A 14,068-nucleotide genomic window follows, 5' to 3' on the forward strand; every position below is an offset into this window, starting at 1 on the left:
TTGCTTGTATTAATATTCAAAAGTCGCTATAATAGTATGTTGTAAGGCGTCCTTAGTGTAATGGATAGCACATGAGATTTCGGTCCTCATGATCCGAGTTCGACTCTCGGGGGACGCATAGAAGAATTGAATCGAGTTTGGTAAGAGAAGTCACTGAGAGATTGGTGGCTTTTTGTTTTTAAAAGTATTAACCAAGTTGTTTGAAGAGATAATCGCATTTTATGGTAATTTAAACTAAAAGCAAAGAATTTGATGAATAAGGAGTGGAACTAACATGGCCGACAGAATTAAACCTGACGATCTTTTAAAAGTAGGAGAAAAAATCGAGTTAACAAAATTACTGGATAAATCTTTGCATGATCCAGACTCAGAGAAACATAGGGTGTACGATGCCTTGTACACTTACTTTTTGGATAAGCGACAAGACAAAATTATTAACCGAAAGAACTTTATCCGCTAATGGGGAAACCACGATATATGATTGTTGCTGGCGTTAACGGAGTCAAATGGTGTCGGTTTTATTTAACATTGATCTTAGTGCGAATAACCATGTATGCTATACTTAATCTACGAACAAGTATACCTGTTTTACCTGTTTTCTGATTGTTATATAACATTTTGCATTGGAAGTGATTTATTGATTATCTATACAAAAACTAGTCTATTTAAAAGTCCTGCTAAAGTTCTCGTTAATACTGTGAATACGGTTGGCGTGATGGGTAAGGGGATTGCTTTAGAATTTAAACGTTTATATCCCAGAATGTTTCATCAGTACCAGCATTTTTGTGAAAATGGTCAATTAAGTATTGGAAAACTTTGGCTTTACAAGTCGCCAAGTAAATGGATTCTTAATTTCCCTACAAAGAAAAATTGGCGTAACAAATCAAAAATAGAGTATCTTGAAGTCGGATTACAAAAATTCGTTGAAAATTACCGTCGTCTCGGCATCACATCAGTATCGTTCCCTGAGCTTGGAACTGGAAATGGCGGACTGAATTGGGATAGGGAAGTTCGTCCAATAATGGAAAAGTATCTTTCAAAGCTTCCGATTAGAGTTTATATTCACTTGTATAATAAGGACAATCAAGGGGCAGAGTACATGACGGTCAAGGAGACTCAAATATGGTTGAACAGTCAGCCGAGTCTCCTAAGTTACTTAGAAGTTCTTCAAGAATTGAGAAAAGGATTAACCACTCATCCAATCCCGGGCGTATATCTACCTTCCAGCATTCATGAGGGACCAATGACTCAGGCAATACATGTTAAACATAATTCAACCGATTATTACCTAACAAGATTTGATTTGGATGAAACTTGGAATTCGCTTCGCAATTCAGGGATCCTGTTACCAATTAATTATCCAGGCATCATTGAAAAAAACAACGATTATGATCTGTATAATCAGATTTGGATGAACCTTAATTTTATAACAAAGACGACTATATCTTCACACGGTCAGATTAGGGATGTCCTTTTTCTTCGTAAAGATAGGCTTCCGTCGACACCGTCTCAAACTAGGATTGAGCAATTGGTCTAAGGAGAAGATATAATGAATTTTCAGACGACTATTAATGATGTCAAAAGTGGTGACATTCCTACTAATTTAAATGGACTTAAACGTCGACTTTGGCCGAATTATTGTTATCATTTTACAAATTTGGACAACGCTCTAAAAATCCTTGAGTCCGGTTATCTTTATTCTCGCAAGCAGGCTATGCTAAGAGGAATTATGAAAAATGATAATGCCAATCAAGATATTATTGCGAATACTCAATCGAAAATCTTTGATTATGTGAGGTTGTATTTTCGTCCCCAAGTACCGACCCTTTTCGATAATGAAGGGTTTCGAGCAAGAAAGTATTATAGGAATGCCCATTGCCCTTTTCCAGTATACTTTTTGTTTAGTTTTCCAGATGTTTTAAATTTACATGAGTCATGTTTTAGCCCAGTAAGTCTTGCTATTCATCAAGCGCCAAGGTTGTACACTGAACCAGAAAAGTTTTCAAGATTACCCTTCGATTTAATCTATAATGACAGTGCGTTTCCTTCATCTGAAAGGCAAAATTATGTGCACCATGAACAGGCTGAGGTTATTGTGAAACAGCAATTATCACTGTCGTATTTAAAGAAAATTGTGGTTCGAAGTGTCGCTGAAAAAGATACATTGGAGCGGTTACTTTTAGACAAAGGATTAAATAAATTTTTGGATCAAATAGAAATTGATGAAGATGGCATTTTCTTTTTCAAAAGATGGACTTACATGGATGATGTTACCATGAGGTCTGATGAAATAAAATTTTCCATTAGAATTGGTCAAGATGCATTTCCAAGTGACTGGAATAATAGTTTAGTGCCTTTAGTGCCAGATAATGTGGAAGAATATCTTAGCTTTAAGGTGTTGATTATAGACTCAAAAGGGGAAAAGTGGCGTTGGCCAAAAGCTGATAAAAAAGCACTTCCCCGATCTTTATCTTTGTCACTTAGCAATATTAATGACGAAAATTACACTGTTATGGCATATTTAAACGACCAGCTTACTTATCTTGGCAAGCATAATGAATTCTCTGATTTGCCATTTTAGTGACTTTAACAGTTTAAGAATCTGTCATTTACAAAATGTCTACCTTGAAGTTTAGTGAAACGGTTCAATTTAATTTTTGTAAATATTGATCACTGAATAAGGCTATGGTCAATATAAAACAGCTACTTGTGGAGAGTAGCTACTTTTATTATTGTTATTTATTGGCCTTAAAAATGAGACTTCGACCTTCACGATTAGGGATGCATTGGTGAACCTAAAACGAATTTATAAGAAAAAGAAGAGGCTGGGACATAAAGGTGCCACTCAAAATCTTGACCTACAGTTAAAAATAAAAATCCCGTGTAATCAACATTTTATCGTACTGATTACACGGGATTCCTTTGACTTGCGACCATTTTCCGACTTATGTCCCAGCCACATCAAAATTTTCCTTTCTTTTAGTCGGCCTTATGAATTGGAAACAGTTTGGTTGAATACGAAACATCTGCCATTCCATTTGGGAGATTAGAAATATTTATTGTGTATGAGTGGTTTTCTTTGATGGAATCACTATCGGGTTCATAGCTTATCGAGGTCCCAAACTCACCATATCCGGCATTGCTGATTAACACTTTGCTTACAGATACATCTTTGTTAGTAGTATTGTCATGGACTGTGATTGCTGGCTTTGCTGAGGTGGATAATCGTTGCGGAAGTGATAATGACCATCTTGTATCAGATGATGCTTCAAATGGGAATAATCCTGAATTAGGGAATTTAATTTCGGTTGGGGCAGTACTGTGATCAGTTAGATCAAATACTTTTAAATCGTTATATTCTTTTACCTGACCAACTCCGACTTCAGTAATTCCACCAAGTATCCATTCCCTATGTCCAGGAACGTCATTGCCTGAGTCATTTATATACGAGTTCACATTATCTTCTGGCGATGTAACTCCCATACTTAGGTTGCTGGTTTTTGTAGCCTGTGCACCACGATCCCAGTCAGATTGTGAGATATAATTCGGCTTACTCAAACCGACTAATCCGTGTGAAAGGCCACTATCTGCAGCTGCTAGAGTTGCGGCTCCGTATTGTGCTTCAGTGTTCCAATTTGAATTTGCTATTATTGGCTTCAGATCATACAAGTTGCGGTAAAAATTGATCCAATCAACCGTTCCTTGAATATAACTATCATTTAACTTTCCGGGATTGAACGAGCCTGATAGTGATGGCTTTTCTTGGTACATTCCTTTGGTTGAATTATAAATTCCTGTGGCTTTACTTCTTAGGCTATTTATTTGTTGTAATTCAGATGAACTATAGAAGTTAGTTTCTTTATTATCCGTGTTAGACTTCTTTGTTGGGGCATCATAATCACCAAAATTCCAACTTAAAGTCTTTACTTTCTTAGTATACCCGTGCCAAATATAACCAAATTCCTTGCCATATCTGTTAGAAAGAGTCCGATATACTGCTTTCTTACCATTTGGACGTTTTACAGTGACTGTTTCGTTCGAGTAAAACACAGTTTTTTTGTAGTTACTTGCTTTATCTTTAACTTTAGTCAAATTGTAGTTCTTATAGATAGTTCCCTTAGACACACGATATTGCTTGACGTGAGCTTCTGAACTTACAACCCTTAAAATAGACGGCTTTCTTTTAGCACTCACTTGTTTGGGCATCATTGTACCCGATCCCAACGTCAAGCCTAATGCGCCAAACAAAATGACTTTACTCAGTTTCATTACCATTTCCCCCAATATGTAAAATATAATCTTATTTTAGCATAACTTGATACCCGGATATAAAGTAATTATCAAATTTTAAAAACGTTGGGCCACATAACATTGAAAAGAATGTGTCTACTGCCTACAGAAGACCTGTTTGAGTACACTGAAAATTGTTTTAATAGTTGTTAAAGAGACCTTCTCCCAATAAATCTCACCTTAGGATAAATTGTTCTTACATGTTGCAATAGTGCTGTATCGTGAACCGCTTCTAGGCCAATACTCTTGAAGAGAGGTGAATGAATAAATCTTTCTTGTGTCTTATACTTGTCGGAAGAACTGATGAAAATTAACAATACGGTGTTCGAGTGCCGATTGTATTCATCGTTACTGACAACTAGGTATGGGCCTTGGTTTCCTGGTTTCGGTGCCTTTCGCGGGATTGAGATTGATAAATAGGATATCTCCTTGGTGTAATTCCATTAATCAAAGTCCTCCAAACCAACATCTTTACCTAAGTTAACTTCTGGCGTATCTACACTGCCATATTTCTTTTCTTGTTCATCAACTATTTTCCAAAATTTATCTTTTTCTGGAGATATCTTTTTTACGGTAATTTGACCATCGGCTCCTAATGCCCATACAATCTCATCTGATGATTTCACGTTCAAAACTTCGCGAATCGTTTTTGGAATTGTGACTTGATTTTTTGATGTTATCTTTGAAACGGCGATAATGTTGTTCTTCTTTTTCATGGGAATTGCCTCCTTATCTTTCCTTACATATTATGTTATGAACAATTGTGTAAGGCAAGTGTAAGGATGATATAGTCGTCACCTTAGAGGACGTCGATTTAATTTTTTGAAAAAGAGGAAATTGATAAAACGAGAACGATTTCAACTACGAAGCCGTTCTTTTTAATTTAGAACTAGTATGCTTTACAAACTAGTCGATTTAAGCTAAACTACCAATAAGTTAAATAAGCAGAGTAGGGATTCTAATGGTACAGGATATATCCAGCCAAATTTTAAAGGGAATCTTGCAAGGGATCATGTTGATCATCTTGGAAAAATCGCCTGAATATGGTTATGGATTAAGTAGAAAATTAAATGACTATGGATTAATGACAGTCCCCAAGGGAACGATTTATCCATTATTGTCGACGATGGAAAAACGGGGCCTGATTACAGGGAAAATGCAGTCCTCACCAGAAGGCCCGGATCGTAAGTACTATTTCATTACGCCGTCTGGTAAGACCTCCAAGTCGGCCTTTATTGACCAGTGGCAGCATTTACAAATTGTCGTTCAAAAACTAATTGATGAGGAGGATGCACATGAAGAAGCAGGAAATGATTGATCAGAACAACCAGTTGCGACAACAGTTGACGCCTGAAAACCGAACCTTCTACGAGAACTTATTGTTGTACCTGCGATTTAAGGGTGTCATGCGTGATGAAACAGCTTTAGAATCGCAACTATTAGCTATTCTGCAAGATCTTTTGGATGCTCAGGCAGATGGCATTACCGCTACTGATTATTTTGGCCCCAATGTTAAAGAAGTTGCCGATGAATTGATTAAGGATCTGCCAAGAAAGCCGGCTGGATTGGCCAAATTTTCGTTGATCACTTTGATGGCCTATTTTTTGGCGAGCGCACTTCCTGCACTGGTGCTGCCCCAAATGCCGGTTGATTTGGGCACGTTGCTATTATCGGGCGGCTACTTCTTTGTGATAATTTTGATAGCATTTAAATTATTGGGTACACTTTTGTATCGATTCATGGTCGAAAAACGCAGGCCAAAGACCTTTTTCGTTTTAACGTGGTTGCTGCTCTTTAATGCTCTGGCACCGGGAATGGGCTTGCTATTCTTTTTCAAAACACCGCTTCAATTTTCACTGGTGGGCTGGCCGGGTGTGTTAATCATCTTGGTATTATTGGCAGGGGCAGTTTGGTTCTTTTGGAAACAGAAAAATGTTCCAGTCATTCTATTCAGCATTGGGGTTGCCTTACTCGGCATTGTTATGCGGTTACCCGTTACTGGGCCGGCCTTGACCAACACTTCGGTGGGGCGATACACGTCGATTGGGATTTTAGTGTTGCTGCTGATTGGCGCTTGGGTTCTCTTCTTTGTGGAAACGAGAAAATCGGATAAGAAAAAATCTTAAACGAAATCGATTAAGTTCGTTAACTTAAATTTAACTGAAAAAGTTGCCAATTTCAAACAAGGCACGCTCTTAAAGGTAACCGGTTTTATCAAGCATCGTTTAACAACCCGTTTAATTAAGTAATGGTGATTATATCACTAGTAATCGTAAATTGGTCCGGATGGGACGTCAAAAGATGCCAAGGCAAGTGACGGTCAAACGCCCAATTTACCGGTATCGCGATGCCAACTTTGCCAAACGCAACGGCAACTTTAAAAAGGGTACTTGAGTAAAAAGTAATTCGGGAAAAGTAATTGATTACACGTTTAATTATGCAACCTCATTCTCAAAATCTGGAACAAAGCGATTGTTGGTAAAAGGTGGTTATATTACGGCTAATCAGCGATTTGTTAGATTTTGAGTAGGTGATTGAAACTGATTTAGTTTTACGTATAAGTAAGTGGTATTAAAAAGCCATCCTGTGATTTGCAAAAGTAACACAGGGTGGCCTTTTTAACGCTTATCAACTGTAGCATTAAGAATAAGTTCAGCGAAAGAAGTATTTTTTAAGTATTTTTTAAGTTATAAAGCTTGTAATAATCATCCAACTTATTCGAAAGGAGTGGAATCACAATTGGGGATGCAAACTCCGTATTACTAGTGAAGTAGAGAAATTCAAAACAATTAGCATAGATAAGGTGATTATTAAGCGAGTTGATAAGTTCTAGCAGACGTCCCCAACCTTAATAGTGAGAGACGAATACTGGCAACTTTAATTGAATCTTAAGGGAATGTTCGTTTGATGTTATGCTATGATATTTTAGTGATCTTAGTTAATGCTTAATAAGAAAGCATAAAGTAAATCATCAGTTGAACTAGTTTGGTTAGAAATCACACAGCTTGCTGGTTAAATTTGAAGAGGACCGATACTAAATGTCTTTGAGTATCAGCTTTATCCTTAACTTCAACCAAGTAATCAGATTGTGGCGGTGATTCGGTAACAAGACACAGGTGTTTATACTGCCGAGTGCGTTAGCGACAGCGCTGGTGACTTATTATCTGTTGACCGGGGTGAGTTGGTAAGAGTAGAGTTTTGATGTTAGGATTGTTTAAAAAAGTTCAAACTGATGAAATTTTGACATTTGCTAATTTCGAAATGACGGTATGACAGGGATCGTTTCGTGTATTCCTCACGGATGTGGGGGTGATCCTAGATTCAAGTCGAGTTTATCACGGAGTAGTTAGTATTCCTCACGGATGTGGGGGTGATCCTAAGTATGATGTTCCGGATCCCAGTCCAGCAGAGTATTCCCCACGGATGTAGGGGTGACCCAAATTTATTAATCATTTACCTCTTGTGCTTGTTGAAGATTGCATCCTAGTATCAAAAAGAGCTCTTGCATTAAGATGGGCCCCGATTGAATCGTCAAAGTTTTAATTTGGAAGACATTGATCATGTAAAGGCACCTTAAGTTTAAATACTATTGTCATGAATGACAATGTGAATATCAAAAAGTCTATTGGGTTGTCAACTCTTTGTATCAGCAGTTGGTCTCATCAGCTATTCTCTATCACTGTAATTATCAATACTTGATTAGCATAAAAGGCATCTTCATAGTTTCTTCGTTTCCCTTGCATTAAGGTGTTCACTAGTAAGATAATCATAAAGCAGGATAATGATAAGGCTTTGGGTCGTATCTTTAAGGTGGTAGTGAAAAGTGTTAAAACAGTCAAAAATTTATCTGCTAACTCGTGAACTAACAACAAGAATTAGCTTGGGGCAGTTGCTTTCGTGGTTTAGTCATCATCCAACTAGTAAAAGGTTTCTCTGGGAAACACCAAATCAGCAACGACAAGTTCTAGCATGGGGTGTGTTTCAGTCAGCTTTCCAAACGGCCCCAGTTAATTTTGAGCAGGGCGAGCAATTGCTTAACCGGGTGCTAGCTCGGCTTGTTAAGTTAGATCAAGCTGAGGAACGGGATTTAAAATTGGTTGGTGGAATGTCCTTTGCTTCTGAACCAAAGTTACCAACTCACTGGGGTTCTTTAAATGACGGTGCTGTGTGGGTCCCACAGGTTGTTTTTGAGAAAACCGGTCAAAAAATTCGATGTAGTGTGCTGGGGTGGACTTCGAAAACGGTTAATGATCAGCTCAAACAAATTTTAATAGATCTTTCGAAAGAAACTGAATTAGTCGCGCAGTCGGCTGATTTAAGTCATTTTGAAGAATCTAGCGTTAGCCAATGGGAAGCGGCGGTTGCTCAAGCTGTCGTAACGATTCATCAAACGACACTGGACAAAGTTGTTCTGGGGCGATTTGCCCATGGGGAGGTAACCGAGGCAATTTCTGAGGCAATGTGGTTGCAATTACGGGAAAAGCAACCCGGTAGTTATCATATTTTGCTGCAATCGGATGATGTGACTTTCCTGTGTGCGACGCCGGAACGACTTTTAGCTTTCACCCCTGATCGGCTTGAAACCATGGCACTGGCCGGGACAGCCAAGCGTGGCCGGACCCCGGAAGAAGATTACTCTCGCCAAGAAATATTACGACATGATCCAAAAAATCTGCGGGAGCATGCCTTTGTAGTTCAGTCACTGGTCACGCTTTTAAACGCAAATGGATTGCGAGTTCAATATTCGGAAACACCAGAGATCTTGCAAACGCCTTCGGTTGCACATTTAAAAACGCCGATCAAAGCAGTTGGGCCGATTAACGGCATTAAGCTATTGAATCAGATGCACCCAACTCCAGCTCTAGGCGGTGTCCCCCGAGACGTGGCAGTGGCTCTATTAACTAAGTTGGAATCGGAACAACGAGGCCTATTTGGTGCGCCAATTGGTCTTCTAAATGGCATCGGTGATGGTGAATTTGCAGTTGGCATTCGTAGTTGTTTTTTACGGGGTAACCAAGCAGAATTCTTTGCCGGTGCAGGGATTGTAGCCGATTCGATTCCGGCCAAAGAAGCAGCTGAAACCAGGGCGAAATTTAGCGCGATCTTATCGATATTTAACAAGGAGAACGGTTAAACAAATGCAAACCAGACAGGTACTTACTAAGAATATTGAAACGTTACTGTTGTCTTTGCAGCAAAGTGGGATTCGTCAGGTAGTCCTTTCGCCGGGATCACGGTCGACACCGGTAGCGATTTTATTAGGAAAATTGCAAGATCAAGGGAAACTATCCCTATATGTCGACGTCGATGAGCGCTCGGCGGCGTTCTTTGCGCTGGGGATTGCCAAGGCCACCGCGAAACCGGTCTTGCTGGTTTGTACTTCCGGAACGGCGGCTGCTAATTACTTTCCGGCAATTTGTGAGGCTTTTGTCAGTAAGGTGCCCTTGATCATCTTAACAACGGATCGCCCGCCCGAACTTCAGGAGATTGGAGCGCCTCAAACGATCGATCAAGTTAGGATGTATGGCAATCATGTCAAACACTTTTATCAGTTGCCGGTTCCTGAAACACCTTTAGCTCAGTCATCTTTGGATTATGTAGCTTATTTAGGTCAAAAAGCGGTTCATCAGGCAGTAGCGCATCCCAGGGGGCCCGTTCATCTAAACCTGCCGTTGCGAAAACCGTTAATGCCGGCGGTGAATGGTGAAGGCTCTACACATATTCGAACAATTGAAGCTTTTAGTGCTGACGAGAAAGTTGATGCATCACTAGTCCAGCGACTAACCAACTTATTTTCCGGAAAAAAAGGATTGATCATTGTTGGCCCAACTAATAATGGTCAGCAAAATCAAACTGAGATTGCCGAGTTTGCTCAACGAATGGATTGGATCATCATTGCTGATCCGCTAAGTGGGTTGCGTGGAGCTCCCAACTCACTTGCGACCGGTGACTGGATTTTTAAGGCGTTGCCACAGCTGCCGGCAGACTTTCAACCGGAAATCATCGTAAGAACGGGAGCTACGTTGGTTTCAGCAGCAATTACTGATTGGCTGAAACCCCAGTCAGTGCCGGTAGTCTACATGGATCCCGATTATGAGTGGGCAGATTCGTCAATGAGTACGTCGATGGTTGTACCTGTTTCAGCTGCGGGTTTGGCGAAATTAAATCCCAGTCCAACAACTTCAGCTTGGCGTCATCAATGGCAGGCACTCGATCAACAAATTAAATCAGCAATTCAGTCGGAGTTAAACGGGTCAACATTGACCGAATTTAACGTGGCAGTCTTACTAGGTGACTGCCTGCCAAGTGATGCCACACTATTTGTCAGTAATTCCCTCCCAGTCAGGGAACTGGATGCCTATTTTTCACCGAAAGATAAAATGATTCAGGTCTTGGCCAATCGTGGTGCTAACGGGATTGATGGGCTTAACTCGACGGCTTTGGGGGTTGCGGCCAATCGAGCCAAGACTTACCTTTACACCGGTGACCTCGCGTTTTTTCATGATTTAACAGGGTTAATGATGGCTGGTCAATATCGCCTTAATTTAACGGTAATTGTCCAAAATAATAACGGCGGTGGGATCTTTTCATTACTTCCACAGGCTGAAGAAAAAAGTCAATTTGAGAAAGTCTTTGGGACGCCTTTAAATTTAAATATCCAGGCGGTTGCCAGTTTATATAGCGCTGATTATCAGCGAGTGACAACATCTTCAGCTTTGAACCAGGTGTTAAAAAAACAGCCATCTGGTTTAACAATCGTTGAAGTACCAACTAATCGAGCCACCATTTCGACCGATTGGAAGAGAATGACCCAGCTGATAAAAACAAAGATTGAGGCGCTTTTTAAATGAAACTTGTTCGGATTAGATTGATTCCTAAACGGTTGCGTTTGAAGCGGCCGTTTGTTTCCAGCCATGAAACGCTAACGGAACGGGAAATCACGATTGTTGAAGTTAAAGACCAAAGTGGTTTGGTGGGCTATGGCGAACTCGATGCATTTTCTCAGCCATTTTATACCAGTGAAACCCAGGCAACGGCGCGGTGGGTGATTGAACATACTTTGGTAAATTTGGTTAAGAACATAGAGTTTGCGACGCCGATAGAACTATTTGATCAGATGGTGGCCGTTAAAGGAAATCAATTAGCAAAAGCCGCAATTGACATGGCCGTCTGGGATTTGTTTGCTAAGATACAGAGATTGTCACTGGCCGATGTGCTGGCAAAAAATGTTGAGCTTGAACGAGCTAAAAATGTAAGAGTCGGCATTAGTATTGGCATTCAGAATGAAGATCGAACGATGGATCAAGTTGAACGTGCTATTAAAAAAGGTTATGGGCGAATTAAATTGAAAGTCAGGGGGAATACTGATCTAACCCGGATTGCCCATGTCGCAGCTCATTTTCCGACAGCGCCTCTGTGTGTTGACGCCAATGGATCGCTGACTTATGAATCAGATTTGGCCTCAAAAATTGACCGATTACGATTGATAATGATTGAAGATCCATTCAAAGTTGATCAATCACAACTTAGTGCTCGCCTCCAGGAAGAAATGACAACGGCGCTTTGCTACGACGAAGCAATCACGTCTGTCCATGAAGCGGTTCGGGCAATCAATGCAGGTGAATGTCGGATTGTCAGTATAAAAGCTGGAATTCTCGGTGGGTTAACGCCGGCATTAGCCATGATTAGAGCACATCAGAAGTTTCATTTTCCGATTTGGTGTGGTGGCTTATTGGAAGGCGGTGTAGGTCGAGCAGCTAACTTGGCGTTGGCCAGTTTAAACACGTTTGCCTATCCCGGCGATATTTCCGAAACCAGTCGTTATTATGAGCATGATATTGCCAAACCGAACTTTCAGTTGGAAAATGGGTGTTTAGTGGTCCCGAGTAAACCGGGAATTGGCGTTGATTTGGTATGAGATAGTTTGTTATTCAAAGTGTTTGATAATCATCATTAACTTATTTTTTAGGGGAAATCCAGTCTTGCTTCTGTCGTAAAACGTGCTACTATGCTAGTTAGTTATGATATCTTATCAAATAGTTAATTAGGAAGTGGTTTCCATGAGCCGTTACTCAATGATTGTGTCGAAGATTTTTTATAAATTTGCTGGTTTTCACTGGGTTGTGACAATTTTGTCTACGATGATGATCTTGGCACTTTATCCTAAGTTACCTAACCAGGTGCCAACTCACTTTGGCTTGACTGGTGCTGATAGTTTCGGTAACAAGGCACAGGTGTTTATACTGCCGGTTGCATTGGTGATGTTGGGAGTTGCTGTTTCAAGTCATTTAATTGATAAGCAATTTCCTGATTTAACAATCCTGAATACATTGAGTAAAAGTTTGTTGTTGGCTATCATGGTGGTGGTTTGGTACGCAATAGTGATAGCGTTGGTGACTTATTATCGGTTGACCGGGATGAGTTGGTAAGGATAGAATTTTGATGTTGGGATCGTTTGGAAAAGTTCAAACTGATGTAATTTGGTCGTTTGCTAATTTCGAAATGGCGGTATGACAGTGATCGTTTAGTGTATTCCCCACGGATGTAGGGGTGATCCCTTAGTGACGGTTGTAAGTGCGAAATCAGTCACGTATTCCCCACGGATGTAGGGGTGATCCTTTGCTTATATTGATCCAAGGTAATGATTTTTAGTATTCCCCACGGATGTAGGGGTGATCCTATTTCAAAAAAACGTTTACTTGAGGCGTAGTGGTATTCCCCACGGATGTAGGGGTGATCCTAATCCCAGATTCAAGTTGATTCATCTGCTTCTGTATTCCCCACGGATGTAGGGGTGATCCTTGGTGCTTGGCATTCTTCCTATCTCTAAGTTTGTATTCCCCACGGATGTAGGGGTGATCCTTATATGGCATAAATGACTTTTTGGAAAAAGCTGTATTCCCCACGGATGTAGGGGTGATCCTTGTGATCTAGTAAAAAGAACCAAATAAGGTGAGTATTCCCCACGGATGTAGGGGTGATCCTGCACGGGAGACTTGTGAGCGGTTGGGGATCAGGTATTCCCCACGGATGTAGGGGTGATCCTTGACTCCTTTATCGTTTATTTCAATTCGATTAGTATTCCCCACGGATGTAGGGGTGATCCTCGGCTTGGGGAATATAGTATTTACTTTTAAAGGTATTCCCCACGGATGTAGGGGTGATCCCTGCATCAGCTCCTGATATGAGATACAATCATCGTATTCCCCACGGATGTAGGGGTGATCCTGCCAGAAGTCCCGTTATCAACTTGGTGAGCTGGTATTCCCCACGGATGTAGGGGTGATCCCTGATACCAGTGCAACGACATCTGTTACCGTTCGTATTCCCCACGGATGTAGGGGTGATCCTTTTCAATTAACACGTGGCAAACCGGTTGGATAGTATTCCCCACGGATGTAGGGGTGATCCTGAACAAGGCGATTGCTGCCATCCCGCAGCCAAGTATTCCCCACGGATGTAGGGGTGATCCTGAACAAGGCGATTGCTGCCATCCCGCAGCCAAGTATTCCCCACGGATGTAGGGGTGATCCCGGATGTTACTACTGTGACTACTTTTCTTTATAGTATTCCCCACGGATGTAGGGGTGATCCCGGATGTTACTACTGTGACTACTTTTCTTTATAGTATTCCCCACGGATGTAGGGGTGATCCCCATTAATCTGGATCTACGAGGTACGTTTCTTTGTATTCCCCACGGATGTAGGGGTGATCCCATGATGATCTGGAAAATGGGCGATATTACCGGGTATTCCCCACGGATGTAGGGGTGATCCT

At 40.7% G+C, this 14,068-nt stretch carries 13 protein-coding genes, 1 tRNA gene and 1 CRISPR repeat array (1 of these 15 cut by a window edge); of the genes, 11 read left to right on the forward strand and 3 right to left on the reverse strand.

Going from position 1 to position 14,068, the window contains the following annotated elements; translation table 11 throughout:
- Positions 1-46 precede the first annotated feature (46 nt).
- The 4 genes from ED605_RS04100 (at position 47) to ED605_RS04115 (ending at position 2,581) form a co-directional block, all read left to right on the forward strand.
- A tRNA-Arg gene (locus ED605_RS04100) sits at positions 47-118 on the forward strand.
- 156 nt (positions 119-274) lie between these two features.
- Positions 275-460: a hypothetical protein gene (locus ED605_RS04105; RefSeq protein WP_121977621.1), complete on the forward strand. Its 186-nt coding sequence runs from the start codon at positions 275-277 to the stop codon at positions 458-460.
- Positions 461-637: 177 nt separating this feature from the next.
- Complete coding sequence (locus ED605_RS04110; RefSeq protein ID WP_121977622.1) at positions 638-1,537, forward strand: macro domain-containing protein; 900 nt, start codon at positions 638-640, stop codon at positions 1,535-1,537.
- A gap of 12 nt (positions 1,538-1,549) precedes the next feature.
- The gene (locus ED605_RS04115; protein WP_121977623.1) at positions 1,550-2,581 is read left to right on the forward strand and encodes a DarT ssDNA thymidine ADP-ribosyltransferase family protein; all 1,032 of its coding nucleotides are present in this window, start codon (positions 1,550-1,552) and stop codon (positions 2,579-2,581) included.
- Positions 2,582-2,979: 398 nt separating this feature from the next.
- On the opposite strand, the gene ED605_RS04120 is transcribed toward ED605_RS04115, so the two are convergent.
- From ED605_RS04120 to ED605_RS04130, 3 genes are all read right to left on the reverse strand, one after another.
- On the reverse strand, positions 2,980-4,269 hold the full coding sequence (locus ED605_RS04120) for a CAP domain-containing protein (RefSeq protein ID WP_121977624.1): 1,290 nt from the start codon (positions 4,267-4,269) through the stop codon (positions 2,980-2,982).
- A 170-nt stretch (positions 4,270-4,439) separates the two neighbouring features.
- On the reverse strand, positions 4,440-4,715 hold the full coding sequence (locus ED605_RS04125) for a type II toxin-antitoxin system PemK/MazF family toxin (protein ID WP_306419366.1): 276 nt from the start codon (positions 4,713-4,715) through the stop codon (positions 4,440-4,442).
- Between the two features lie 18 nt (positions 4,716-4,733).
- Entirely contained in the window at positions 4,734-5,006 is a 273-nt protein-coding gene (locus ED605_RS04130) for a type II toxin-antitoxin system PrlF family antitoxin (RefSeq protein ID WP_121977625.1), read from the reverse strand.
- A 245-nt stretch (positions 5,007-5,251) separates the two neighbouring features.
- Between ED605_RS04130 and ED605_RS04135 the strand changes: the two genes are divergently transcribed.
- From ED605_RS04135 to ED605_RS04160, 7 genes are all read left to right on the forward strand, one after another.
- Positions 5,252-5,608 carry a PadR family transcriptional regulator gene (locus tag ED605_RS04135; protein ID WP_121977626.1) on the forward strand — a complete coding sequence of 119 codons (357 nt, stop codon included), beginning with the start codon at positions 5,252-5,254 and terminating at the stop codon, positions 5,606-5,608.
- On the forward strand, positions 5,586-6,416 hold the full coding sequence (locus ED605_RS04140; RefSeq protein WP_121977627.1) for a DUF1129 domain-containing protein: 831 nt from the start codon (positions 5,586-5,588) through the stop codon (positions 6,414-6,416). The genes ED605_RS04135 and ED605_RS04140 overlap by 23 nt, the downstream gene beginning before the upstream one ends.
- 175 nt (positions 6,417-6,591) lie before the next feature.
- Positions 6,592-6,684, forward strand: coding sequence for a DUF5776 domain-containing protein (locus ED605_RS14860; RefSeq protein ID WP_263852927.1), 93 nt, complete (start codon positions 6,592-6,594; stop codon positions 6,682-6,684).
- A gap of 1,429 nt (positions 6,685-8,113) precedes the next feature.
- Positions 8,114-9,424 carry an isochorismate synthase gene (locus tag ED605_RS04145; RefSeq protein ID WP_121977628.1) on the forward strand — a complete coding sequence of 437 codons (1,311 nt, stop codon included), beginning with the start codon at positions 8,114-8,116 and terminating at the stop codon, positions 9,422-9,424.
- 4 nt (positions 9,425-9,428) lie between these two features.
- Positions 9,429-11,141 carry a 2-succinyl-5-enolpyruvyl-6-hydroxy-3-cyclohexene-1-carboxylic-acid synthase gene (gene menD, locus ED605_RS04150; RefSeq protein WP_121977629.1) on the forward strand — a complete coding sequence of 571 codons (1,713 nt, stop codon included), beginning with the start codon at positions 9,429-9,431 and terminating at the stop codon, positions 11,139-11,141.
- On the forward strand, positions 11,138-12,208 hold the full coding sequence (menC, locus tag ED605_RS04155) for an o-succinylbenzoate synthase (protein ID WP_121977630.1): 1,071 nt from the start codon (positions 11,138-11,140) through the stop codon (positions 12,206-12,208). Before menD ends, menC begins: the two co-directional genes overlap by 4 nt.
- Before the next feature lie 142 nt (positions 12,209-12,350).
- A complete protein-coding gene (locus tag ED605_RS04160; protein WP_121977631.1) occupies positions 12,351-12,719 on the forward strand; it encodes a DUF1648 domain-containing protein in 369 nt (122 codons plus the stop codon).
- A gap of 100 nt (positions 12,720-12,819) precedes the next feature.
- Positions 12,820-14,068: a CRISPR direct-repeat array (repeat unit 28 nt; unit sequence GTATTCCCCACGGATGTAGGGGTGATCC) (it continues 60 nt past the right edge of the window).

Source organism: Lentilactobacillus raoultii (assembly GCF_900411375.1).
In the GTDB taxonomy this organism is placed as follows: Bacteria; Bacillota; Bacilli; order Lactobacillales; family Lactobacillaceae; genus Lentilactobacillus; species Lentilactobacillus raoultii.